General features: G+C 45.7%; 18 protein-coding genes and 1 pseudogene. 12 read left to right on the plus strand and 7 right to left on the minus strand.

Going from position 1 to position 24,514, the window contains the following annotated elements:
• Nucleotides 1-159: 159 nt before the first annotated feature.
• Entirely contained in the window at nucleotides 160-1,326 is a 1,167-nt protein-coding gene (locus QUB08_RS09305) for a CO2 hydration protein (RefSeq protein WP_333224486.1), read from the minus strand.
• Between the two features lie 177 nt (nucleotides 1,327-1,503).
• Nucleotides 1,504-3,018: an NADH-quinone oxidoreductase subunit M gene (locus QUB08_RS09310; protein ID WP_333224487.1), complete on the minus strand. Its 1,515-nt coding sequence runs from the start codon at nucleotides 3,016-3,018 to the stop codon at nucleotides 1,504-1,506.
• Between the two features lie 230 nt (nucleotides 3,019-3,248).
• On the opposite strand from QUB08_RS09310, the gene QUB08_RS09315 reads away from it, so the two are divergent.
• Entirely contained in the window at nucleotides 3,249-3,893 is a 645-nt protein-coding gene (locus tag QUB08_RS09315; protein WP_333224488.1) for a Uma2 family endonuclease, read from the plus strand.
• A 236-nt stretch (nucleotides 3,894-4,129) separates the two neighbouring features.
• On the opposite strand, the gene QUB08_RS09320 is transcribed toward QUB08_RS09315, so the two are convergent.
• Nucleotides 4,130-6,004, minus strand: coding sequence for an NAD(P)H-quinone oxidoreductase subunit F (locus QUB08_RS09320; RefSeq protein WP_333224489.1), 1,875 nt, complete (start codon nucleotides 6,002-6,004; stop codon nucleotides 4,130-4,132).
• Between the two features lie 623 nt (nucleotides 6,005-6,627).
• Between QUB08_RS09320 and QUB08_RS09325 the strand changes: the two genes are divergently transcribed.
• The 10 genes from QUB08_RS09325 (at nucleotide 6,628) to QUB08_RS09370 (ending at nucleotide 16,985) form a co-directional block, all read left to right on the plus strand.
• Nucleotides 6,628-6,939: a carbon dioxide-concentrating mechanism protein CcmK gene (locus QUB08_RS09325; protein ID WP_006635059.1), complete on the plus strand. Its 312-nt coding sequence runs from the start codon at nucleotides 6,628-6,630 to the stop codon at nucleotides 6,937-6,939.
• Between the two features lie 96 nt (nucleotides 6,940-7,035).
• Complete coding sequence (locus QUB08_RS09330; protein ID WP_006635058.1) at nucleotides 7,036-7,377, plus strand: carbon dioxide-concentrating mechanism protein CcmK; 342 nt, start codon at nucleotides 7,036-7,038, stop codon at nucleotides 7,375-7,377.
• 280 nt (nucleotides 7,378-7,657) lie between these two features.
• A complete protein-coding gene (locus QUB08_RS09335) occupies nucleotides 7,658-7,963 on the plus strand; it encodes a EutN/CcmL family microcompartment protein (protein ID WP_006635057.1) in 306 nt (101 codons plus the stop codon).
• Nucleotides 7,964-8,081: 118 nt separating this feature from the next.
• On the plus strand, nucleotides 8,082-9,737 hold the full coding sequence (locus QUB08_RS09340; protein WP_333224490.1) for a ribulose bisphosphate carboxylase small subunit: 1,656 nt from the start codon (nucleotides 8,082-8,084) through the stop codon (nucleotides 9,735-9,737).
• Between the two features lie 289 nt (nucleotides 9,738-10,026).
• Nucleotides 10,027-10,704 carry a carbon dioxide concentrating mechanism protein gene (locus QUB08_RS09345; protein ID WP_333224491.1) on the plus strand — a complete coding sequence of 226 codons (678 nt, stop codon included), beginning with the start codon at nucleotides 10,027-10,029 and terminating at the stop codon, nucleotides 10,702-10,704.
• Nucleotides 10,705-10,909: 205 nt separating this feature from the next.
• Entirely contained in the window at nucleotides 10,910-11,683 is a 774-nt protein-coding gene (locus QUB08_RS09350; protein ID WP_333224493.1) for a BMC domain-containing protein, read from the plus strand.
• A 145-nt stretch (nucleotides 11,684-11,828) separates the two neighbouring features.
• Entirely contained in the window at nucleotides 11,829-13,874 is a 2,046-nt protein-coding gene (locus QUB08_RS09355; protein ID WP_333224494.1) for an ATP-binding protein, read from the plus strand.
• Between the two features lie 5 nt (nucleotides 13,875-13,879).
• Entirely contained in the window at nucleotides 13,880-14,575 is a 696-nt protein-coding gene (locus tag QUB08_RS09360) for a hypothetical protein (RefSeq protein ID WP_333224495.1), read from the plus strand.
• Nucleotides 14,559-15,554: an MBL fold metallo-hydrolase gene (locus tag QUB08_RS09365; RefSeq protein WP_333224497.1), complete on the plus strand. Its 996-nt coding sequence runs from the start codon at nucleotides 14,559-14,561 to the stop codon at nucleotides 15,552-15,554. Before QUB08_RS09360 ends, QUB08_RS09365 begins: the two co-directional genes overlap by 17 nt.
• A 390-nt stretch (nucleotides 15,555-15,944) precedes the next feature.
• The gene (locus QUB08_RS09370; RefSeq protein WP_333224498.1) at nucleotides 15,945-16,985 is read left to right on the plus strand and encodes a tetratricopeptide repeat protein; all 1,041 of its coding nucleotides are present in this window, start codon (nucleotides 15,945-15,947) and stop codon (nucleotides 16,983-16,985) included.
• A gap of 208 nt (nucleotides 16,986-17,193) precedes the next feature.
• Here QUB08_RS09370 and QUB08_RS32135 read toward each other — a convergent pair.
• From QUB08_RS32135 to hemL, 4 genes and pseudogenes are all read right to left on the minus strand, one after another.
• A pseudogene (locus QUB08_RS32135) lies at nucleotides 17,194-18,308 on the minus strand (ISAs1 family transposase).
• A 193-nt stretch (nucleotides 18,309-18,501) separates the two neighbouring features.
• Nucleotides 18,502-19,719, minus strand: a complete 1,218-nt coding sequence (locus tag QUB08_RS09385) for a DUF924 family protein (protein ID WP_333224501.1) — start codon at nucleotides 19,717-19,719, stop codon at nucleotides 18,502-18,504.
• A 374-nt stretch (nucleotides 19,720-20,093) separates the two neighbouring features.
• Nucleotides 20,094-21,671: a reverse transcriptase domain-containing protein gene (locus tag QUB08_RS09390; protein WP_333224502.1), complete on the minus strand. Its 1,578-nt coding sequence runs from the start codon at nucleotides 21,669-21,671 to the stop codon at nucleotides 20,094-20,096.
• Between the two features lie 523 nt (nucleotides 21,672-22,194).
• Nucleotides 22,195-23,505, minus strand: coding sequence for a glutamate-1-semialdehyde 2,1-aminomutase (gene hemL, locus QUB08_RS09395; RefSeq protein ID WP_333224503.1), 1,311 nt, complete (start codon nucleotides 23,503-23,505; stop codon nucleotides 22,195-22,197).
• 349 nt (nucleotides 23,506-23,854) lie between these two features.
• Here hemL and hisIE point away from each other — a divergent pair, with 349 nt between their 5' ends.
• Complete coding sequence (gene hisIE, locus QUB08_RS09400; RefSeq protein ID WP_333121128.1) at nucleotides 23,855-24,505, plus strand: bifunctional phosphoribosyl-AMP cyclohydrolase/phosphoribosyl-ATP diphosphatase HisIE; 651 nt, start codon at nucleotides 23,855-23,857, stop codon at nucleotides 24,503-24,505.
• Nucleotides 24,506-24,514 lie beyond the last annotated feature (9 nt).

Consider the following 24,514-nt stretch of genomic DNA (forward strand, 5'->3'; position numbering starts at 1 on the left):
AAGTTTTTACTACTTGCCTTATAACGGCTATTTTACGGGACGTGATATCATTGCGATCGCCAGGATGAGCTTTCGCCCTCCAAAAGAAAGCAATTGCTTTCTTCAGGTAATATTGTTGCAACTCCGAGAGACATTTCGCCCTAAAAACCAGTCGCCATTCTACCGTTCCGGGAACAACTGACAGGCCCGGTTAGTTGGCTGATTTGCCCAATCCAAGCGAGAATTCCCAAATCGATCCATCCAACCTTCCAAATAAGCCCGATTAGCCTTTCTTTCCTCTGGATCGAAGGTATTCATGGGATGAGGTGCTAAACCCAAAATAGTCGCCGTCGTCACGCAAAACATCGACTTTTGAAAACTCTGACAAATTTGCACCCGCACATCGTCTTCACCGCGACAGCTAGTGCGATAAACTTCGTGCAAATACTCCGGCAAATAATGACGCATATCTTGCATCAATTGAGTTGGCGGAATCCCTGCACCTCCAATCGGTAAAGGGTCAGCAAACAAAGCCCCGTAGGCAAAATCTTTTTGTTTTTCCGGGATTTGATGGGCTTGAGCGTTGTAGGAAACTGTGCCAAAAAAAGCTGTGCCCCGAAAGAAAACAGCCTCTACATAAGGCACGGCTACATCTGGTAAAAATGTTAAGTTAGCCGAGGCCGGAATGATATCGTAGACTTGACCGTGAATCTTGACGCTGTAAGTAATTGGCAGACTGGCGGCGGCTACTAAACCGGCTTTAACAAAATTAACAACGTCAGAAATAGACTTAGTTTCCCCTCGATCGTAGGAATCAGATAAGTCGATAAACAAATCGCTCATTACCCGCCAAAACTGACCGAGACCGGTGTAATAAGCCAGCATCCGCACTTGTTCAGGCAAAAAATCAGGAAAGGTTTTGTTGAGTCCCTGCATGAAAAAATTGCCTTTCAATTTAGCAGCGATCGCCTTTTCGACCAAACTGCTAAATTCCGGGGAATCCAAATAACTATCCAAACCACCGCCGCCGTGCCAAAGCATTGTTCTCATGCAATACTCAGCATACTCAAAATTAATGCGATCGTGCCACAAATAGCGAATTAATTTCGGCAGCGTCACCTCTCCATTGAAATATTTAAAAAACGGAAAAAGCACTAAAAACTGTTCTTCTGCAATATAATTGAGATTGCGAGAATAGGCATCTAAAACAATAGCATAACTTTTCAGGACGCCGACAACTTCAACTACATTTTCCGTAGATTCAGGCAGTAAAGCTTGGCCTGATTCCAAGATGTCAATGTATGCGGATAGGGGATGGGAAGATGGTTTTAATACGGTACTTGTCATTTTAATTAAGCCTGAATAGAAGGAAGAACGAAGAAATAAGTTTGTAGTAAGGACTTTAGTCCTTTAATGATGGGCTAAAAGCTGTTAAGAGAGGACTTGCACTCCTAACTACGAACCTATGGGCTAAAAGCTGTTAAGAGAGGATTTGCATTCCTCACTACGAACCTAGGTCATATTTTATTTCAAGTTTTGAGCAATCACTTTAACTTGCGGTGGCACATTAGCAACCATTCCGATCGCAGTTTTTTCGCTCAAAGCAACTAAAACTCCCGGCTGCACTCCCATGATGGCGATAATTACTGCTAAAACCAGCGAAGGAATGCGATCGCGCCAGCGGACTTGCGGCAAATTTACCACCACATCCGAAAGGCGGCCGAAAAAGGCGCGGTTGACCATAATTAAAAAGTAAACTGAAGTTAAACCAGTGCCGATCATGCAGAGCAAAGTTTGCAGGGGAAACACTGGCAAACTGCCCCGAAATATCAAAAATTCAGCAATAAATCCAGCCAAACCCGGAATGCCGGCACTAGCCATCACGCCGAGGATCATTAAACTGCCAATCATCGGCAAACCGCGATCGGGATTGAACAAACCTTTGAGCACATCGATGTTGCGGGTGCCGGATTTTTTGTAAACAACGCCGACACTCAAAAATAGCAGCCCCGAAATTAAACCGTGGCTAACCATTTGCAAAACTGTTCCCAGCATACTAATCGGAGTAGCTGCGGCGCTAGCTAACAAAATGTAGCCCATGTGAGCGATCGAACTGTAAGCTACAATTTTTTTCATATCTTTTTGGGCGATCGCGCAACTCGCCCCGTAAAGCACGCTTACCACCGCCCAACTCGCCAACCAAGGTGCCGCCACCGCCCACGCATCTGGAAACAAACCCAAACCAAAACGCAGCATCCCATAAGTTCCCAGCTTCAAAAGCACCCCCGCCAGCAGCACCGAAACCGGCGTCGAAGCTTCTACGTGAGCATCCGGCAGCCAAGTATGAAAAGGCACCAAAGGCATCTTAATTCCAAAAGCCAGCAACACCCCAGCCAGCAACACAATTTGCCTTACCAAAGGCAATGGCAATCCTCCTTGCAAATGCGATGCGCCCGCTGCACCAACCATATCGAAACTCGAAGCACCGCTAAGCCAACCAGTACCCAAGAAAGCAGCCAGGAGCACAATTCCCGAAAATGCAGTATAGATTAAAAACTTAGTAGCAGCATAACCCCGGCGCTCGCCTCCCCAAATCGCAATTAACAGGTAAAGCGGAATCAATTCTACCTCAAAAAACAGGAAAAACAGCAGCAAATTTTGAGATAAAAAAGCCCCTGTTACGCCGCCGGTAATTAACAGAATCAAAGAATAATAAAGTCGAGGTCTGCGGATCGACTCATCCGTAGCGTAAATAGCTATCCCTGTCAGCAGAGTATTTAAAATTACCAAAGGCAGAGCCAGACCATCAACACCGAGATTGTAATTCAATCCCAAAACATCTATCCAAGGAATGAATTCCGCAAACTGCAACTGAGTGGTACTGGCATCAAACTGAAATGCCAAAATCACCGAGAGAATAAAAGTTATACCCGCAATGGCGATCGCGACATTCCGAACTATTTTAGAACTCACTGAACCAGGCCAGAGCCCAATCAGGGCAGCAGCCAACATAGGTATCCAGATTAAAGCACTGAGCATCAATTAAAACTTTCCTTTGTTACACAGTATTTAGAGCTATAGCAATCCTAAATCATTGGTGAATTTCTTACTCCCTCCCCGATGCCTTGGGGAGGGTTGGGGTGGGGCAAAAAAATTACGACTCCTGCAAGGATTGCTATATATTTAACATTAACGCAAAGCAACTACATATAAAAGCGATCGGCCCATTTTCTTGTTAACATAGATTCAAATGTCTCTGGAATCCTCCTATGACCTCAAGTCTTACAGAGCCAGAAGATTTGCAAATTAAATCCGGTTCTCCTTCCACCCGCCTCACCGTTGCCGACTTGGAACAACTGCAAAGTATACTCTCGGAAGCGCATCTAGACTACCAATTAGAACTGGTAGACGGGAAGATGATCATTATGGGCCCATCAGACATTGTATCGAGCGAAATGGGGGCAGAGTTTGGCAGACTTTTACTTAACTGGGTCAAACCCCGCAAACTCGGACGGGTATTTGAATCTAGCGGCGGGTTTATCCTCCCCAATTCCGATCAGAGATCTCCCGATGTTTCGTTTGTGACAGCCGATCGCCTTAAACAAAGTAACAGGTATTTTGCCGAACTCGTTCCCGACTTAGTTGTAGAAATCAAATCTCAGTGCGATCGCCTCAAACCCCTGCGAGAAAAAATTTTATCATTTATCGAACTCGGAGCAACAGTAGGAATATTAATCGACCCAGCCAAGCGCACAGTAACAATTTACACTCCGACAGCCGAGCCAGTGGTATTGAGAGACGGCGACATGATTTCAATTCCCGAACTTTTGCCCGGTTGGGAAGTTCCAGTGACCAGGAATTTCAAAGGTGGTACTCGCCACGTGATTTATCCGTGGAATCAATCCAAAATCTAAAATCCTCAAGAAAGAGCATTTATCTCGCGCAAGTCAATCTAAAATCTAAAATCTAAAATCTAAAATCGATTGACCGAATTGTGGCCGATCGAGTTTGAATAAAATTATATAAAAAAGCAGACAAACCCAGAATAAAATCATCTGCGTTCATCTGCGTTCATCTGCGGTTGAAAATTAAATAAAACTAGATCAAAAGCAGACAAACCCCGAAAAATTCATCTGCCAACCTCTGCAGTTTAAAACTGCCAAATAATCAACGCCAGCAACACAGCCACCCCCCCCGCAATAGTCAACACATAAAACTGCGACTGACCGGTGCCGCTGTACTTCAACCCTTCGCCGCTGAAAATTGTGGCAAAACCGAACAAATTCACCGCCCCATCCACCACATACCTATCAGTCCAAGCGCTGATTTTAGAAATAGAAGCCACAGCCCAAACCACAGTCAGGCGGTAAACTCGATCGATATAAAAATCGTAAGCAAACAAATCCTGCAACGCCGGCACCGGCAGCCGTACCGGTCGAGGTAACACCCCGTACCAATAAATCGCCACCCCAACCGCAACGCCAATCAACCCAGATAACAACAACAGCGGCGTATCCAGCGTCTTCAAAAGCAAATTTAAAGCATCAAAATCCCCCGTTTGCGCCCAAGGGCCAGTCCAACTAATTAACAGTTGCCACCGCTGCAACATCCAAGGCACTAATAGCCCCATCACTGTCAAAATTACCATCGGCAAAGCCATCTGCCAACCAACTTCTGGAGCTCTGCGAGTTTTCGGCTGCGGTTTTCCAGCAAACACTAAACCGAATATGCGAGTTAAATTTAGCGCTGTCAAACCGTTAACTAAAAGCAGCACTATTACCAGCCACAAAGGCACAGTCCAAAAACCGTTGAGCCAGCGTCGCATCGCCCAAAAGTTGCCCAGAGGTAACAGCGCTACCATCCCCGCAGCGCCTACTAAATAAGCCGTAGTGGTAGCAGGCATCTTCGACCACAACCCACCCATTTCTGTTAAATCTTGAGTGTTCGTTGTGGTAATAATTGACCCTACGCTCATGAATAATAGGCCTTTGGCGATCGAGTGCGCGAACAGCAACAGCAAAGCAATGTCAACTTGATTTAGCCCCACGGCGATAAACACCAAACCCAAAGAGGCGCTGGTAGAATGCGATAGTGCTCTTTTGATGTCGATTTGGGCGATCGCCACCAAGGAAGCGCCAACAGCCGTCACCGCCCCCAAAACCACCAGCACCGCATCCGTCACGGGCGACAGCGCTAAAACAGGCTGAAGTTTAATCAAAACATAAGCCCCAGCGCCCACAACTACCGTATTCCGCATAATCGAAGCCGGGTTGGGCCCTTCCATCGCCTCGTCGAGCCATAGATGGAAGGGAAATTGAGCGCACTTGGCCGTAGGTGCGGAGATTAAAGCCAAACCTAAAAGAGTAGCCACTACAGGAGACAAAGTTGCAGTTTCAGCCCATGTTTCCAAATCGGAAAAATTCAAACTTCCTGCTAAAGTTGAAAGCGTCACTACTCCCATCAGCAGTGGCACGTCTCCTACACGCTTGGTTAAAAACGCATCACGAGCGGCTGTTACTACCAGCGGTTGAGCGTACCAAAACCCGACTAGCAAGTAAGTTGAAAGCGTCAGCATTTCCAACAAAGCGTAAGTTAGAAGCAGTGAGTCGCTAATAGCAATGCCGCTAATTGCTGCTTCAAAAAAACCCAGCAGCCCAAAAAATCTAGCTAGCGCCCAGTCTTTTTCCATGTAGCCTAGAGCGTAAATTTGTGATAGCAAACTCAGAACACTAACTAACTCCATTGCTCCCACGCTGACCGTGGAGATTTCTATTGCAAAAGACAAATCTAAATCGGCTGCTTGCACCCAGTGCACGAGCAACTGTTGGGGCGGTTGATCCCAAGTCGCTGTAAAAATAACTGACCCGTGCAGGAAAGCCAACACCGTCATCAGCAAATTGAAGTAAGCTGCAGGTCTTGGGCCTGTTCTGCGAACGGTGCCGGTAGACCACGGCAAAGTTAAAATTGCGCCTATTAAGCCATATAAAGGTACCCACCAACAGGCTTGGAGGAGAAATTGAGTCATTTAATTTATCCCTTAAACTTGAAATTACTGGCTGCCTTTATACAAAAACAGTCGCGGGCGATCGCGCGAGACCCTAAAACTTTGACTAAACCCGATCGTATAGCTGTGGCAAAATAATTTGCACTCCAGATTCACTATACATTAAAGCATCAAAACTGATAATTCTCTCAATAGAAAATTACTGACTGAGCAGAGGAGGCACTCAAATAAAAAAATGCCTGCCAATGGGCCAAGACTGCCTTTTTTGCCGATTTCCCTGCGATCCCCTTTGGGAATCCCCCAGTTTCCCGACAGTGACTCAGCTCCGGCTTCACATACCGAACTCTACTTTATGAGTATTATTACTTACTTTAATCCCCCCTGGTCGTCGGCATCTACCCTTCTCTATATTAAGATTATTAAATAAATATTAAATTATTTTAAGTAACATAAAAAATTTTAATTTTTGTTATTAAACATTATGATGTTAGTTTATATTGTCAAGGTGGACAGCTTCCCCTATTCTTATAGGATAGGAAGCTTTACACTGCCTTACTAAAAAATGTGGGCCTACCCGTCCAAATTTTTAGATTTCTCAAAGATTTGTAACGGTAATTTCGCTCATCCTCAAAGGAGATTCAAAAATGTCAATTGCCGTGGGAATGATTGAGACAAAAGGTTTTCCCGCTGTTGTGGAAGCTGCCGATGCTATGGTCAAAGCTGCCCGCGTTACCCTCGTGGGCTATGAAAAAATCGGCAGCGCCCGCGTCACCGTAATTGTGCGCGGCAACGTGTCGGAAGTCCAAGCCTCAGTCGCAGCAGGAGTGGAATCAGTCAAGCGGGTGAACGGCGGAGAAGTCGTCTCTACCCACATCATCGCTCGCCCCCACGAAAACCTAGAATACGTTCTGCCGATTCGATATACAGAAGCAGTAGAACAGTTCCGAGGCTACTAAGTTCTTAGCGCACAAAAATTTCGTTAAAGAAAAATTTGTGCGATCGTCAAAAATTAACTGTTTAGTTCCCCAAATATTCAATCAGGAGTAAAACCAATGGCAATTGCAGTTGGCATGATCGAAACCCTAGGCTTCCCCGCAGTGGTAGAAGCCGCTGACGCGATGGTCAAAGCAGCCCGCGTCACCTTGGTAGGCTACGAAAAAATCGGTAGCGCTCGGGTTACGGTCATTGTAAGAGGAGATGTCTCGGAAGTGCAAGCTTCTGTCGCAGCCGGAGTAGAGTCAGTGAAGCGCGTTAACGGCGGACAAGTGATGTCCACCCACATTATCGCCCGCCCTCATGAAAACTTAGAGTACGTGCTGCCGATTCGCTACACCGAAGCTGTAGAACAGTTCCGTGAAGGCGTGAGTGGCATTCGCCCTCTCAACAGATCATAAGATAGGCGATTCCCTACGGGATAGCTTCGCTTCACGGCTGTTAGGGGCGTTTGGTAATTAAAAATTAAAAATCGCGATGTTTTTGATTTAGCATTTTTAATTTTTAATTGAGGTGGGCATGGGATATTGGTTATTAGTCATGAGTCATGAGTCATTAGTCATTAGTTACTAGACGAAGCTCTAAAATGCGGACACCGGACATCGGACAGAGCTAATAAAAAAAAAACAAGTGACCCTGTAAAAATGACAATTACCAATTACCAATTACCTATTACCTAAAATGCAAATGGCCAAAGTTCTCGGCACAGTTGTCAGTACCCAAAAAGAGCCGACACTGAGAGGATCGAAATTTCTACTGCTGCAATTCATCGATGAGGAAGGTTCGCCAGTTCCCGGCTATGAGGTAGCCGCTGACTGTGTGGGCGCTGGTATAGATGAATGGGTTTTAGTAACCCGAGGCAGCGCAGCCCGGATCGCGCCCGGAAGCGAAAACCGTCCGATCGATGCTCTAGTAGTAGGCATTATAGATACTGTCAATGTAGAAAACCGCCTCATTTACAGTAAAAAAGACGACCCGTACGGCTAGTTGCAACCGTTAGCAGTTAGCAGTTAGTGGAAAAATAACTAACAACTAACAACTAACAACTAACAACTAACAACTAACAACTAACAAAAAGATTTTTCAGCTTAGGAGAACTTAATTTATGGCAGTCCGCAACGTTGCGGCTCCCCCGACGCCTTGGTCGAAAAACTTGGCTGAGCCGAAAATTCACGATACCGCCTTCGTACATTCCTTTTCTAACATTATTGGGGATGTGCAGATCGGTTCTAATGTGATGATTGCCCCCGGGACATCTATCCGCGCCGATGAAGGCACTCCTTTTTATATCGGACAAAGCAGCAACATTCAAGACGGAGTAGTGATTCACGGCCTAGAACAAGGCCGAGTCACAGGAGACGACGGCAAGCCCTATTCTGTGTGGGTGGGGAAAAATACTTCCCTCACCCACATGAGTTTAATTCACGGCCCTGCCTACGTGGGCGAGAACTGCTTTATCGGCTTTCGCTCTACGGTGTTCAATGCCAGAGTGGGCAACGGCTGCATTGTCATGATGCACGTACTAATTAAAGATGTGGAGATTCCCCCCGGTAAGTACGTACCTTCGGGAGCCATCATCACTAATCAGAAGCAAGCCGATCGCTTGCCTGACGTTCAAGATTCTGACGTTCAATTTGCGACCCATGTCATCGGCATCAATGACGCTCTGAGAACGGGTTATCGCTGCGCTGAGAACATCGCCTGTCTAGCACCAATTCGCAACGAGCAAACTAAAAACCCAAATATGACTCAAACCAAATATTCTACCCCTGCCGGCACCCAATTGAGTTCAACTCTTGCCGATAGCATCCGCAATTTACTAGCTCAAGGATACAGCGTGGGAGCCGAACACGCCGACGTGCGACACTTCCGTACCGGTTCTTGGCGCACTTGTGGCCCGATTACCTCAAAGCGTGACTCTGAAGTAATCGCGGCTTTGTCAGCTTGCATGGCCGACCACCAAGGAGAATACGTCCGCTTGATCGGGATTGACACCAAAGCCAAGCGCCGCGTACTAGAAGAAATCGTCCAAAGACCGGGAGACAACGGCTCTAACGGTTCTAACGGTGCGAAAACTCACCAATCTAACGGTAAAGTTGCACAACAAGCTTCACACCACAATAGCGGTTCCGTGTCAAGCGGAAAATTGAGTGCCGAAACAGTGGCTCAGGTTCGCGGCTTGCTAGCTCAAGGCTACAAGGTGGGGACGGAACACGCCGACGCGCGCCGCTTCCGCACCAGTTCTTGGCAAAGCGGGGCTTCGCTGCAAGTGAGAAACGAATCTGAGGCGATCGCCGCTTTGGAAGCTGTGATGAACGAGTACCCGGGCGAATACGTGCGCTTGATCGGGATTGACCCGAAAGCTAAGCGACGCATAGTTGAAGAAATTATTCAGCGTCCCGACGGCCCGGTTGCTCAATCGGCTAAGCCTGCAGCAACCTCTAAGTCGGCAGCAACATCGGGATACAAAGCAGCTTCGACTGGTTCGGCCAGCAGCGGAAGTTTGACCGGCAAGACGATCGACCAAATCCGCAACCTGCTTTCCCAAGGCTACAAAATTGGCACGGAACACGCCGACGCGCGCCGTTTCCGCACCGGTTCTTGGAGCAGTTGCGCGTCGATCTCATCCAACCGCGAATCCGAAGTGATTTCTGCCCTCGAAAGCTGTCTCAAAGAACACAGCGGCGAGTACGTCCGTTTGCTGGGCATCGACTCCAAGGCGAAGCGCCGGGTACTAGAAGAAATTATCCAGCGTCCTTAATTTGCTAGGTAATTAGCTTGTTTCTTCCGTTAAGCCCTCGCACTGGGGCCAACGGGAGAAACCCCAGCGGATTGAAGTTGAATTTGAGATAGTTAAAAAGCTCGATTGACAAATGTTGGTCAAAATCTAGAATCTTCGGAAAGTTTCTATAAAACGTTAAAGCATCAAGCTTCTCAGTATTAGTAAATTATCGTTTCTTAGATTGACATGGTTAAATTTATCAGTCGAGAAAACCCATAATTTAAAGTCGTTTTATCGAAAAAAATAGCTCCTTTCATGGTGAAGTCGAATGTATTTATCGCCCCTGCAATTAAGTAGCAACTCTCAGATTTTGATGAGTGGCGATGTAGTTGTTCATGAGGGTGCGGCGATCGCCCCTGGAGCAATCCTGCAAGCAGAGCCCGGAAGCCGGATCTCGATCGCCGCCGGTGCCTGTATCGGTATGGGAGTTATCCTTCACGCCCGTGAAGGTACTCTGGAAATCGCGGCGGGCGTTATTCTGGGTGCAGGGGTGCTGGTGGTAGGTGCGGGAACGATCGGGGAAAATGCCTGTATTGGCGCCGCGACGACCCTAATCAATCCTTGTATCGACAAAATGCAAATTATGCCAGCAGGTTCTCTAATGGGAGATACCAGCCGCCAAGTCGCCGCAGAACCAACAGCAGCAGCGCCAACAGCAGCGCCAACCTCACCAGAACCCCCCGAAGCCACTACGCCACCAGTCGATCAACCGATCGAGCCGATCGAGCCGCCACAACCCGCCCCAACACCGCCTCAAACAGCGCCGGAGACTGCCCCAGACCCGCCGGAATCCACCGCCGCAGAGCCTCCCCAACCAGGGGAAACGCCAACTATTCTGTACGGTCAAGCTCACATCAATCGACTGTTGGGGACGCTGTTTCCGCACCGGCAAGCTTTTAATCGCTCGGAGGAAAACGGCCAAACTCTATCGGGCGGTTCCGGGTAGCCGTCATTTCGGCAAAAGCCAGCTATGCTAAAGGCAGAAAGATCAAATATAAATAGGTAATCTCATATTATTGGTAGCTCAGCAATTTGTCAGGCCTTGCAGCAGCAATCAGTGTTTTGTAGCTCGTGCAGTCTGTCTTCTCATCTGAGAAACTATAAACTATCAACAAATTTTTATTTTGGGAAGTTTCTAAGGGTAATAGAAGATGGACGGACAAACAGATCGTAACAGTCACGAAGAGCGATCGCAGCGCCAGGAATACTTCAAAGACACTGCTTTGGGTTTGGTATCCACCAAGAGTTTTCCGGCAATTGTGGGGACTGCTGACATGATGCTGAAGTCGGCAGGAGTGATTTTAGTAGGATACGAAAAAATTGGTTCCGGTCACTGTACTGCGATCGTCCGGGGCAGAATTTCGGATGTGCGTTTGGCTGTGGAAGCTGGAGCTCAAACGGCCGAACAGTTCGGGCAGTTTGTTTCTAAGTTAGTGATTGCTAGACCTTTGGCTAATTTGGAAGTGGTTTTGCCGATCGGCTTTCGGCTGACTGAACTTTCGGAAAAAGGCAGTTATTCTCGGCTTAGCAATCAGGCGATCGGTTTGCTCGAAACCCGGGGATTTCCGGCAATGGTCGGTGCTTGCGATGCTATGCTCAAATCCGCAGACGTACACTTGGCAGCTTACGAGAAAATTGGCGCCGGTTTGTGCACGGCAATTATTCGCGGTGCAGTTGCAGATGTAGCAGTAGCCGTAGAAGCGGGGATGTACGAAGCTGAGAGAATTGGCGAGTTGAACGCGGTGATGGTAATTCCGAGGCCTTTGGAAGATTTGGAACAAACTTTACCGCTGGCGAGTTGCTGGATCGAGCAGCGTAAACCTGTGATGATGCCCGTGTCGGTTAAGGAAAAGGAACAAGAATTGATCGAACTTCCAGATTTGGAGAAATTGACTGTTTATGTGGAAGAGGAAATCAATCGGTAATTGGTAATCGGTAATTGGTAATTGTTGGGCTATATGTTAATAGATAGAGCTAGTAAGGTGCTTGTGGTATCATACATAATAGAGTTTCTGAACAAATCATGACATTGTTTGCAACTCTTGGTGATATTAAATAGCGGACAATATCATGCACTTTAAGTTTTCACCAAGCATTCTCAACCGTCTGGGGGAGGAACTGATTCCTAACCCGGATCAAGGTATTATCGAGTTAGTTAAGAATGCTTATGATGCTGATGCTACAAAATGCACGGTAGAGCTGATCGATACTAACAATATAGGTGGTTCAATAATTATTTCAGATAACGGCACTGGTATGGATACCGATGCCATTAGTGATGGATGGTTGGTACTGGGGCGGTCAAAAAAAGCAGCCCGCGAACCTACACAGTTGGGCCGTCTACCTGTTGGGGATAAAGGGTTAGGCAGGCTAGCAGCTCTGCGGCAAGGTTCTCAAGTTAACCTCAAAACCAGGCCGAAAAATGAGCCGGGAGTTGAGTACAGTCTCACAATTAACTGGGATGTTTTTGAAGGCGCTGATGTTGTAGAAGATGTCTCTTTTGATACTCAAACAAATCCCACTCAGAAAGCTCACGGAACTGACATTATAATTCACCAAGTAAAAATGCAGTTGGGAAGAGCTGAGGTTAAAAGACTGGCCAGAGAAATTTTACTTTTAGCGGATCCATTTGACAATACTTTAGCTTTCCGTCCTCGGCTGATAGCTCCGGGATTTGAGGATCTTGAAAAAAAAGTAAACGAGGCTTACTTTGAGGCGGCTGAATATCATTTGAAAGCTAGCTTGAACCCGGAGGGAACTGCTGAAGCGTGGCTATTAGACTGGAAGGGAGATTTACTTTTTAGTGCCAAGCATGAAAATATTTCTAAAGCAGTTTACAGAAGTGTGCCAGCGGAATTAGAGATGTGGGTTTTTTTGCTAAATCCTCAAAATTTCTCAGCTAAAAAAGTTTCTTCCGCAGAAGTCCGAAGTTGGCTGAGTGAGGTAGGAGGTGTTCATCTTTACCACCGAGGTTTGCGGGTTAAGCCTTACGGCGATCGCGCTGATGATTGGCTCAATATAAATTTAGCACGGGCTAGGAACCCTGAAGTGCGTCCTTCTACAAGCACGGTTATTGGTAGGGTAATTGCGATCGATCGTGATGACTTCCTAATTCAAAAAACCGATCGGCTCGGTTTCATAGAAAATGAAGCTTTTTTGGAGCTGAGACGCTTTGCTATCGATGTGTTGGAATGGATGGCTAAAGAGCGGTTGAAAGAAACAGAAAAGAAACGAGAGGACATCAAGCAAGAATCTAGTCAAGATGTTCAGGATGTCAAAATACGTCTTGAAAAAGCGATCGAAGAAGCAGTACCGCAAGAAAATCTGGCGATCGTGCAGAATGTAGTTAAAGAGTATGAAACTGCAAAAGAGCGAGAAATAAAAGCATTGCGCGATGACCTTCATCTCTATCGCAGTTTGGCTACAGCGGGAACAACGGCAGCAGTTTTTGCTCACGAATCTAGTAAACCTGTCACTCTAATCCAGAAATTAGCTCAGAGAATAGAAAGTAAAGGAAAACAACTACTGAGTGACGAGGCATATATAGAGTCTCTGAAAGAACCTGTAGAAATGCTTTATCGAGCCAGTAGTTCTTGGAAGCGTTTTGCTAATTTTCCGCTGCATTTATTAAAACGAGAAAAGCGTCGCTCTGGTGTGATAGATGTCCACAGGGTTATTGACGATACAGTTGAACTGTTCCAACCTTTTTTTGAAGAATCTAAAATAGAAATAAAAACAATAAAAGTTAATCAAATACCCCACATCAGGGGCAGCATTGCTCTGGTAGAAGCCATTCTGACAAATCTGCTGACAAATACTATTAATGCTTTCCAGGTTGAGGGCGCACGCAATCAAGGACGGCAAATAATTATCAGCACTGAAATTTTAGGGAATAACGTGCGGCTAAAAGTCTTAGATAATGGTTTGGGAATCAAGGATATTGAACTAGATGAAATTTGGTTGCCCGGTATCACGACTACAACTGGTGGTACAGGTTTTGGCTTGACAATTGTCAAAGATTCTGTTAAAGATATGAGAGGGAAAGTACGCGCGATCGCGAATGGCGAATTGGGAGGAGCTGAGTTTGCTGTAGAATTACCGCTTTCTGGGAGTTAACTGTAATGAATGCACAAATTTTACTTAAGAAAATAGCAATAGTTGATGATGAACAAGACTTAGCTAAGGTGACTGGGTGGGATGTAGAGGAGGCGGGTTTTGAATCTTTTATAGTCGATGACTTTTTCAGAGAAGTCGATGTACTTGCATCGCATATTGAGAAAAATGCTCAAGGTGCCTTGTGCGACCATCGCTTGGCTAATTATGGGCGGACTAATTTTTCTGGAGCGACATTAGTAGCCGAATTGTACGATCGAAAAATTCCATCTATTCTCATCACTCAGTACACTGCAATAGATGCCAATGTCTCTATTAGAAAGTCGCGGCGCAAAATTCCCGTGCTTTTGAGTCGGGATGAAGCCAATGCTGCGACTATAAAACAAGGAATTGAAAACTGTGTTTTAGAACTTAGGGGTCAAGTCCCCAGTAACAGAAAACCTCATAGAACGCTAGTAAGAATCACCAATACTGATACAGAATCTGGGGAAGATGTTCTAGATGCAATAGTTCCTGGTTGGAATCCCCATGAGGCTGTTCGTTTTCCGGCTGTGCTTATTCCCGAAGAAATTCGACAGGACGCCCTAAAAGGAGGTGTCCGTTTATTTGCTCATGTTAATATAGGAGCTGATAAATCTGAGGATATTTATTTTGAGAAATTCCAGTTAGCACCTGAGCTAGATGATAATGATGAGCTTACCTGAACTTATAATTTTAGATGTTGGTCATGGAAATTGTGCTATTTTGCGAGATACAAATGGCGTAATAATTATTGACTGTCCGCAGGGCGTTACTTTGATAGAAACACTGGAAAATCTATCTATTAAAGAAATTTCACACATTTTAATTTCCCATGCTGATGCTGACCACATTGCAGGGATAATTAACCTACTTTCAAATGAAACAATAAAAATTAACAATGTACATTTAAACCCAGATTTATGCAGAGAAACTGAAATTTGGAATGACTTACTTATTGCTTTAAAAGATGCACGACTACGTTTAGGCACAGTAGTTTCAACTGAACTGACAACAACAAAAACAGGTCAGTTGAATGTGGGTCAAGTTCTGGTAGAAATTCTTGCCCCAACTCCTGAATTAGCTCTGGTTGGTGGGGTAGGTAGAACTGTGGACGAGCGTCGGTTGAATCCAAACTCGACATCGGCTGTTGTTGGTCTGGTTCACGATTCTCATAGGGTGGCTATATTAGGTGCTGATATTGACCAAGTTGGATTAGATCAACTTCTAAAGGAAAGAAGTGATTTGAAAGCTGACATCTTGGTTTTTCCACATCATGGAGGTAAACCGGGCGGTGCAGATGGCAAAGCATTTGCTCAGCAGTTGTGCGATTTAGTCAAACCTAATCTAGTAGTATTCTCGATCGCTCGGGGGAGATTTGGAAATCCCCGCGAAGACATAGTAGAAGGTGTAGTTTCTTCTGTGCCAATGGCTCATATTTTATGTACTCAACTATCAAAAAAATGTGCGGACAGCGTTCCTGATTTAGAGCATACACACTTAAACACTCTGCCTGCTAGGGGGCGCACAAGCAACAGTTGTTGTGGAGGAACTGTATCAATCAAGATTGCAGGCAACAAAACGACTTATGCTGCCGGCATTGCTGCACACCAACAATTTATCGATCGAGTTTCTAATCCACTATGTCGGCGTTTTAGAGTTTGATGTTGGTTATTCATAGCGAGTTTGTTAAAAATATCTAAAGTTTACACTTAGAAAATAAGTGCAACAATTGATACCAAGTTGTACTATCGCTTCGATCGCAGCCCGAGAATGGGAAACAGGGGCTCGACTAAAATCAGACTTTTTACTGAAACTCAAGATAGTCAATAATCGAACTGGTAAAGTAAATCAAGCCGACGTAGTGATGGTCTCCAGAAGCTCGAAGAGCTGTTAAAATGAACCTAAAATCCTGTTTCCGGTAGATAGGCTACAATCAATTTGAGGGTAATCTAATAACGGGTGGCAAAAAAAGAGAAGTTTAACAGTTGTTCAACGAAAAACTGACTGCAAAGGAATCAACCCCCAGAATCAAGCACTCCTGAAAGTTGACCTATGAACCTCAAACAATTTTACAAGCGCGGTTTGCACAGCGCCAAGAAAGGAAACTATGAAGCGGCACTTGAGGACTTCGATCAGATACTGCAAGTCAATCCCGCCGATGCCAAAGCCTATAACAATCGCGGCTTGGTTTACTATTACATGAAAGACTACCAAAAAGCGATCGCAGACCTCAGCCAAGCCCTAGATATCAATCCTAATTTCTTCGAGGCTTACTTGAATCGAGGCAATGCTTGGCGTCATCTCGGAGAACACGAAAAAGCCATTGACGATCTAAACTGTGCTTTAGCAAATAAGCCTAACAGCCACGCTATCTACAACAACCGGGGACTTGTACTTGCTAATTTAGGAAACTACGAAGAAGCAATAGAAGACTACAATCGAGCTCTATCTATCAATTCCAACAATTATAAAACCTATTACAACCGGGGGCGCGCTTACTACCTTTTGGGAGAAAAAGAGGCAGCAACGGAAAACTTTAACGAAACGCTGCGGTTGAATCCTAAATATATCAAAGCTTACATAAATCGAGGTCTCTGTTACCACCAACTAGGAGACAATACGCAGGCGATGGCCGATTACAACATTGCACTCGCCATCGATCCACAAAATGTTTATGCGTATTATAACAGAGGTTGCGTTCGCTATAAATTAAAACAAATGCAGCTTGCAATTGAAGACTTTGACCAAGCAGTAAGACTCGATCCGAACTATGTTAAAGCTTATCTCAACCGGGGTTTAGCGCTGTATAAACTTGGAGATGTTGCGGCAGCAAATAAGGATTTTTACCACGTAATGTGCATTAATGCTGAAGCTTATGTATACTACCAAGCCCAGCGGTGCACGCCTGATATTAATTCATACTTCAAGGAAGCGCCGCAGGTAGAACTTAATAATGCTGCCGAATACTACAACACAACATTAAATACGATGTCAACTTCCTTAAGTTCCGCAGCATTAAACGCGGTATGGAATCAAGAAGATTTGGAGAACAGAGAATCGATTATCTGTGAAGGTGAATTTATTAATGATTGATTTAGGAAGAAGGAAGAACAGGACTTACGCAATGAGTCAATTTTTACACTATCTATAGCAATCCTAAATGATTCAGATAAATTTGTAGGGGTAGTGCTACCCCTACTCCCCGTGCCTACCCCCCTATCTATCGGGCAACCGGGCGTGGGATTGCCCCTACAATAATTATGCAAATGATTTAGGATTGCTATATACTTGTAAGGCAGGGCTATTTCATTCTAAACAGCTTCTTCAAAACGTCTAGACCATAGCCCGCGAGCCGTTGTGCCTGTGCCATATTTGTTTCTCCAGCTTCTCGATAAAGATTGAGTGCTAAATTACGAGCAATTGCAAAAATGGCCGGGAGCTCGCCGACTCGAACTCTAGAAGCATCTTCTCTTTGAGTCACATCTCGGACATAGTGAACCTTATTTTCAACGCCCCAGTAATCGCGAATTCTAGTTGCAAATTGTTCCACCGTTTCATCCAATGAACTAATGTAGTACCTGGTTTCAGGCTTCTTAATTTGAATATATTCACCTTTTAATAGGTGTCGATAACTCGTGACTCGAATGATACTTCGTAGTCCGGCCCAGTCTTCGCTCTCCGATAGTCCATGCCAGCCTGTCCACAAACTCACACTTCGTCGTTCCACTCGTCCGTGGCCCGTTTCAACGGTATTAATATGGGATTCTGATTGAAATTTCTCCTTAATTTGCTTATGAAAATGGCTGTGATTCCCTTTTAAGGCACCGAGATAGTCATTCCCAGACTCAATAATTAGCTCACAAGTTTTTTTTGAGTATTCAAGGCATCTTCGTCAAAAACGACTCCCCGTTGGGCCAAGGCTTCCAAAACGGGTGGAATCGCTTTGATTTCATTGGTTTTACAATCCACTTGTTGGGGAGTTAAAATCAGTCCTCGTTCGACCAAGTAGACCGTCACCAATTGAATCGCTGGATGGGATGGGGTCCGATTATCACCCGTTTCAATGTTGTAAGAGCCACGGAGGACTTTTCCATCTAAGGCCATGGTTTCACCTCTTTTCGGTTCAATTTTGCAGAAAGAAGCGACGCAAGCGCCATAGGATTGATAATCCAAGTCCAGTAACGTCCGACGAAGCGTACTGTAGGAAGGAATCCCATGCTTCGGGAACCCAAACAGCGCAATCAGAGGTTCGCGGTAAGCCTTTAACCAATCCCCGATGGCTAGAAAACCACCACATCCTGCGCTAATCGCCAGGGTAAATAACGCTAAACAGACCGCATACTCATGACGACAGCCCGCTCCACGCCGTGGGTCGGGTAATTCCGAAAATGCTTCTACAATTGCTAGCGAACTCATAAATCATAAGTTAGGGTGAATCCGACTTCTAAACTCTAAACCTAAACCCGGCCTACTGTCTAGAACGAAATAGCCCTGACTTGTAAGGTGCTTATGGGCGCACCCTACAAGTAGAGTCTTTGCATTCAGGACTAAAGAAGAAAAAAGGAGCAATATAAAAGGCTGTTGCCAGTGCTGAGTGCAAGATGTCTCATTAGATTGATGCCTCACTTGCGTGAGATTTGAGAGTGTGAAAAAGTTGGTAGAACTCTTTATAACTAACTTGTCCATCACCGTCGGTATCTGCTCGCTTTAGCATATCGTTAATCTCAGCACTCGTGACCAAAGAATCAAGGCTGCGAATGCAAATTTTCAACTCCTCTAGATTAATCTCACCAGAACCATCTACATCAAACAGTTTAAAACGTTCTAAAAGGCGTTTATCCCCATCGTCCATTAGATCCGATTGCAGCAAGGTAGCAAACTCCTCAAAGCTGATGCTGTTACTATTGGAACGACCTGTAATGATGTCCATCGCTTCTTGAACTCGTTCGGGAGAATAGGGGCGACCAACGGTTTTCAATACAGCACCCAGTTCTTTAGAAGACATGGTATTGCTGCCGTCTTTATCAAATTTTCTAAAGGTGTCTTTACAAAAAGCCATTTGCTCATCGCTCATCCAGTCAATATTGAGGGAGTTCGCGACACCAGCTTGGCGCTGAGTGGAGAGATAATCTAACCGTTCGAGGACATCGAAAACATGCCCTGTCGCTTTCCAAAGCCGACTTGAATCGGTACCAAACCGCACACTGCCGTTTTCGGCAATCAGAGGTAAATCAAAGCGCAGCGTTGAATCTTCCATCAGCATCCGTCCTGCTTCGGAGGTTTCTCGTCCATAATAGTGATCCCGATGCGGGAAGACACCGCAAATGTTGATGATTTTCAGATGCTCCTCAAAGATGGTGCGGAAGATACGGAATTCTGAGTGCAAATGCGGCTCAATTTTCTCGTAATAGCTCACACACTGTTTCTGAGCATCAAGATTTTCCTGGTGGGTCAGAATCAAACAGGGAACAAACAGGCACTCTTCTGGGGTTAGCGACTCTTGCCAGTTATGCCCCTGAGCGACAATTTGCATTGCTTTTTTGTCCCCATCGTACATATGGACAGTATGGCGGTAGAGATTACGAGGAAACTGATCCAGTAGGATCATCAAGGCAACGCAACCGCGAGGGGTTTCCATCCAATGGTCGAGTTTACCTGCGATCGCGCTCGATACTAAGTCTCCATATTGTTTGCGGATTTGGTTATCAGTATCTTGACTTTTCCCAAACCACAATGTCAGACACCTCATTCCATCGAGCTTTCCTGCATCATCGCGACGGAACATGTAGTTGATTAAATCTTGCTGGATTTCTTGATGGTTAACCATACTTTTTTATTTCCCCTTGCTAACTTTCAAATGAATGTGAGGGATGCAGATGGCTGAAACCACTAATTTCTCTCGACTCTACCACCCCTTAAACAGGGTGGAGCTTTTTTAGAAAGAAACTTAACACTCTCTATTTTTAGGCGTCGTTTTCACCTGAACTCCGCCGTCTGCACTCAGTCCGGGAGGTAATATTACTACAGAATAATCGGACAAAACTCAAGCAAACTAAGATGGTAGATTTGCCGGACATCATATCAGAAAGAAAAATTAAAGTCCTTACTGCAAAAAACAGCAAGGACTTTAACCGTTCATCCCTAAGTTTTAAGGACTCAAGTGCTGACTACGAACTAAACTGGTTGAGTCGAGGGGGGATATTATTCCCCGCCCCTCTCAGTTAGATCTGGGCGTGCGACTTTCACCGCACCCAGCTCCCGATGTCCTTGGCTTGCGCCTTTGCTCATGTGGATATAGTCGTGGCAGCTTTCGTGAACCGCTAGAAGGTTGTTTATTTTCCAATTACTATGGTTTCTGTCTACATGATGTAGATGCACCTTTTCATCGCCTAGCATTTTTAAGCCACATTTTCCACATTTATGGTTTTGCCGTTTTAAAGCTTTAGAGGTTTCGCCGTTATAGAGCTTGCTGTTACGTTCACTCCAGTAGGCTATATCTCCGTCATAGGGAGATTTCTCCCCTTTGACATTGACAAATTTGTTTTCGGAGTAAGGAACCGTCGGGAATGCTTTATCAAGCAGTTTCTTGCTGGTGTCGCGAGATTGTTTCGATTCCTTGTTGAATACCTTGAAGGCTCTATTTTGGATGAACCACAGTGATAACCGTGACCCTTCCAACTTACAGTAGCGGTGGTAATTTCTCCAGCCTCTAACCACGGGGGCTAATTTCTCAGCTTTGACCGTAGCACCATAATTCGAGTTGTTAACGATGTGTTTTACCTTCTGACGGAACGCTTTAAAGTTGTCCGCTGATGGAACGCATCTAAATTTCCCGTTGTTCTGCACTTTGAAATGCCAACCGAGGAAGTCAAACCCATCTGTCGTAGCCGTTAGCTTAGTTTTCTTTTCACTAACCTTCATGCCTCGTTCTGCCAGAAATTCGCTGACTTTCTCAAGTATTGCCTTCCCATCATCTTTAGGTTTCAGAATTATTACCATGTCATCCGCATAGCGAACTGATTGATGTATTTCCTCAATCCCATTGAGAGCGATATTGGCTAGTAATGGACTTACCACGCCCCCTTGCGGGGTTCCTTGTTCTGGGAATTCTGGATTGACTCCTGCTTTCAGACAGCGGAAGATTCCGGTCTTGATGCCTCTTGGGGCGATGAGTCGTTCCATTATGCTGGCGTGGCTTATCCTGTCAAAGCATTTTTCGATATCGAGCTCGATAACCCGTTTTTCTATTCCATTGCAGAAGGAGCGTAGATTGTTGAACAGAATTTTTTGTGCGTCGTGCGCCGACCTTCCTGTTCTAAATCCATAACTCATGGCGTGGAAAGTTGCTTCATGTGCTGGCTCTAGCGCGTATTTCGCGAGGCATTGCCACGCTCTATCGGCGATAGTCGGTATCTTGAGGAGGCGGGTACTCCCATCCTTTTTTGGGATTGGTATTGAGCGTAACTTCTGATGTTTCCAGTTGTTACTTTTGACTTTGAGTTCTTCACTCAGAGCGAACCTTTCCTCAAATGTGAGTGAGGCTTTTCCATCGATTCCCGCAGTCTTTTTGCCAGCATTTAGTTGAGTTACTTGACGTATTGCCAACATTCTTGCAGCCCGAGATTTCAGAATTAGCTTTTGAAGGGACTTCGCTTTCTGCTTGTCTCCAACCTGAATCGCTTTAAACACTCGTTTTTGTAGGCGAAATAAGTCCCTTCGGAATTTCTTCCAAGGTAACGTCTTCCAAGATTCACTAACATTGCTGTTGTGTCTAATCATGCTCTGCTCTAACTTATGTTTTCTGAACACCGAACGACCAATTACGGTCTGTCCTACCCGAACGGAGGGGGTTCCGCTGCTCGTCTAGCCTACTTGGGGTTCGACTTCCCCTTGACCCTCAATTCGTTTTTCTTCGTTCCCTCGGTTAGATTGATTGTTCCTTTAGGTGGAGCCAATTTAACTACTGGATTCCCTAGACTCTTGCCGATACTGTATCTGGATTCGGCGGGAATGAACTCCAGTGGAGTCGAGGATTTGGTATGCGTCCCGCTCTGGCATAAGTTACTTTTTCAGGCTCTGTTTTCACCGTCGGAACTCCCCATTAACGCCAGTGTCACCTCACATTAAGTGTCTGATTGCGTCCTGTTCCCAGCTTCACTCTCCAAGAATCGAGCTTGGTCGGTGTGGGCAGGTAGGGAGTCATACCTGAGTCTGGCAGAAGGGGCTTACACCCTTATCAGACCGAGAGTTCAGCCTTGTGGCTGGAAACGCTATGTACGGATTGTTTACCGTGATTCACGTTTCAACGAATCGCACAAATACTTGCCATCACTTCACGCGCAGCAGCCAAAGTTCGATCGACATCTTCTTCAGTATGAGCCAAAGAAGTAAATCCCGCCTCAAACTGCGAAGGAGCAAGATAAATTCCGTGCTCCAACATTCCCCGGTGAAAGCGGCTGAACTTCGTCAAATCCGACTTCTTCGCATCCTCGTAATTGTGAACCGGGCCAGCCGCAAAAAACAAGCCAAACATCCCGCTAATTTGCCCGCCCCAAACCGCGTGTCCCGCTTCCTTAGCAATTTTTAGCAATCCGTCAGACAGTTTTTTAGTAATCTTATCCAACTGTTCGTAAGTGCCGGGTTTTTGCAGCAATTCCAAAGTCTTAATCCCAGCAGTCATCGCCAAAGGATTTCCCGAAAGCGTACCCGCTTGATACATCGGCCCAGCAGGAGCCACCATCCCCATAATATCCCGCCTTCCCCCGTAAGCACCCACCGGCAAACCGCCACCGATAACTTTACCCAAAGTAGTCAAATCCGGGGTGACACCGAATCTTTCCTGAGCTCCGCCGTAGGCGATGCGGAAACCGGTCATTACTTCATCAAAAACTAACAAAGCACCGTTATCTTTAGTAATTTCCCGCAAACCTTCGAGAAAACCTGCATCCGGGGTAATAAAACCGGCATTCCCCACCACTGGTTCGAGAATTACGCCTGCTATCTCGCCGGGATTTTCGGCAAATAAAGCTTTTACTGCTTCTAAGTCATTGTAGGGAGCGTTGAGGGTATTGGCAGTAACGGATTTCGGGACGCCCGGAGAGTCAGGAAGGCCCAGAGTTGCGACGCCGGAACCGGCTTTTACCAAGAACATATCGGCGTGTCCGTGATAGCAGCCTTCAAATTTAATCAGTTTATCGCGTCCGGTGAAAGCTCGCATCAGCCGCAAAACGGCCATACAGGCTTCGGTGCCGGAGTTGACAAATCGCACCATTTCAATGCTGGGAACGGCATCGATGACCATTTCGGCGAGTACGTTTTCCAACAGCGATGGTGCGCCGAAACTCGTACCTTTTTCTAAAGATTCGTGCAGGGCTTTGATGACTTCCGGGTGGGCGTGGCCACAGATGGCTGGGCCCCAAGTGCCTACATAGTCAATGTATTGGTTTTCGTCAACATCCCAAATGTAGGCTCCTTTTACCCTGTCAAAGACGATGGGCTGTCCGCCTACGGATTTGAAGGCGCGCACGGGGGAACTGACGCCACCTGGCATCAACTTCTGGGCGGCGGCGAAAATTTCTTCTGATTTGGTCGTTTTCAAGGTTGTGGAAACCAATGTTTTCTCCTTAGTGAACGTCTGTTGTTGGTAGAATAATTTTATAGCCAGTTCAACATAAAGGTTAGGTCGATTCAAGGAAACTATTCTAGTAAATTTTAGGGTACAAACCAATCAGTAGCAATACTAGCTTGGGTTTTTCGGGCTTTGTCGCACTAGCACCGTGAAGCGAAGCTATCCCGTAGGGAATCGCCCTAAAATGTAATTTTTTGTAAAATAGTTCTTGACAATTTAGCCATCAGTTGCTCAATCTTCTCTCTTCCTCTCCCTCCTCTGCGTTCTCTGCGGTTAATAAAAAAAATCTCCGACAGGAAAGCGTTAATCTATCTTACCAAGTTGAAATAAAATTATGTCTACTACTGATTTATCAAGTTTGAGCCGATCGATCCCAATTGAAAAGATTCGTTACGACGATCGCGGTTTAGTGCCTGCGATCGTCCAAGATTATTTGGACGGTACGGTGTTAATGATGGCCTGGATGAATCGGGAGTCGCTGCAAAAAACGCTCTCTACCGGGCAAACTTGGTTCTGGAGTCGATCGCGTTCCGAATTGTGGCCAAAAGGCGCGACTTCGGGACACGTTCAAAATGTCAAAGGGCTGCGTTACGACTGCGATAGTGATGCTTTGCTAGTCACTGTCGAACAAGTTGGAGATATTGCTTGTCACACAGGAGAAAGAAGTTGTTTTCACCAAGTTGATGGGGAAATTTCACCGCCGCCGGGGGATATGTTATCTCAATTATTTGCGGTAATTTGCGATCGCCGCGACCATCCTAACGAAAGTTCTTATACTTGCAAGTTGTTCGAGGGCGGCGACAACAAGATTCTCAAAAAGATTGGCGAAGAATCGGCGGAAGTTGTAATGGCTTGCAAAGATGACGACAAAGATGGAATTGCTGGAGAAGTTGCGGATTTATTTTATCACGCTTTGGTTGCGATCGCTCACCATCAAGTTGATTTGAGAGAAGTTTACCGCAAATTGGGCGATCGACGAAAATAAATTAGTTAT

This window comes from Microcoleus sp. BR0-C5 (assembly GCF_036705045.1).
Lineage (GTDB): Bacteria > Cyanobacteriota > Cyanobacteriia > Cyanobacteriales > Microcoleaceae > Microcoleus.

Coding starts and splice junctions, on each gene's coding strand:
- QUB08_RS09355 (WP_333224494.1), top strand. CDS start 11,829: ATGCACTTTAAGTTTTCACCAAGCATTCTCAACCGTCTGGGGGAGGAA.
- QUB08_RS09335 (WP_006635057.1), top strand. CDS start 7,658: ATGCAAATGGCCAAAGTTCTCGGCACAGTTGTCAGTACCCAAAAAGAG.
- QUB08_RS09330 (WP_006635058.1), top strand. CDS start 7,036: ATGGCAATTGCAGTTGGCATGATCGAAACCCTAGGCTTCCCCGCAGTG.
- QUB08_RS09325 (WP_006635059.1), top strand. CDS start 6,628: ATGTCAATTGCCGTGGGAATGATTGAGACAAAAGGTTTTCCCGCTGTT.
- QUB08_RS09345 (WP_333224491.1), top strand. CDS start 10,027: ATGTATTTATCGCCCCTGCAATTAAGTAGCAACTCTCAGATTTTGATG.
- QUB08_RS09320 (WP_333224489.1), bottom strand. CDS start 6,004: ATGACTCAATTTCTCCTCCAAGCCTGTTGGTGGGTACCTTTATATGGC.
- QUB08_RS09350 (WP_333224493.1), top strand. CDS start 10,910: ATGGACGGACAAACAGATCGTAACAGTCACGAAGAGCGATCGCAGCGC.
- QUB08_RS09390 (WP_333224502.1), bottom strand. CDS start 21,671: ATGATTAGACACAACAGCAATGTTAGTGAATCTTGGAAGACGTTACCT.
- QUB08_RS09370 (WP_333224498.1), top strand. CDS start 15,945: ATGAACCTCAAACAATTTTACAAGCGCGGTTTGCACAGCGCCAAGAAA.
- QUB08_RS09365 (WP_333224497.1), top strand. CDS start 14,559: ATGATGAGCTTACCTGAACTTATAATTTTAGATGTTGGTCATGGAAAT.
- QUB08_RS09340 (WP_333224490.1), top strand. CDS start 8,082: ATGGCAGTCCGCAACGTTGCGGCTCCCCCGACGCCTTGGTCGAAAAAC.
- QUB08_RS09315 (WP_333224488.1), top strand. CDS start 3,249: ATGACCTCAAGTCTTACAGAGCCAGAAGATTTGCAAATTAAATCCGGT.
- QUB08_RS09310 (WP_333224487.1), bottom strand. CDS start 3,018: ATGCTCAGTGCTTTAATCTGGATACCTATGTTGGCTGCTGCCCTGATT.
- QUB08_RS09305 (WP_333224486.1), bottom strand. CDS start 1,326: ATGACAAGTACCGTATTAAAACCATCTTCCCATCCCCTATCCGCATAC.
- QUB08_RS09360 (WP_333224495.1), top strand. CDS start 13,880: ATGAATGCACAAATTTTACTTAAGAAAATAGCAATAGTTGATGATGAA.
- hisIE (WP_333121128.1), top strand. CDS start 23,855: ATGTCTACTACTGATTTATCAAGTTTGAGCCGATCGATCCCAATTGAA.
- QUB08_RS09385 (WP_333224501.1), bottom strand. CDS start 19,719: ATGGTTAACCATCAAGAAATCCAGCAAGATTTAATCAACTACATGTTC.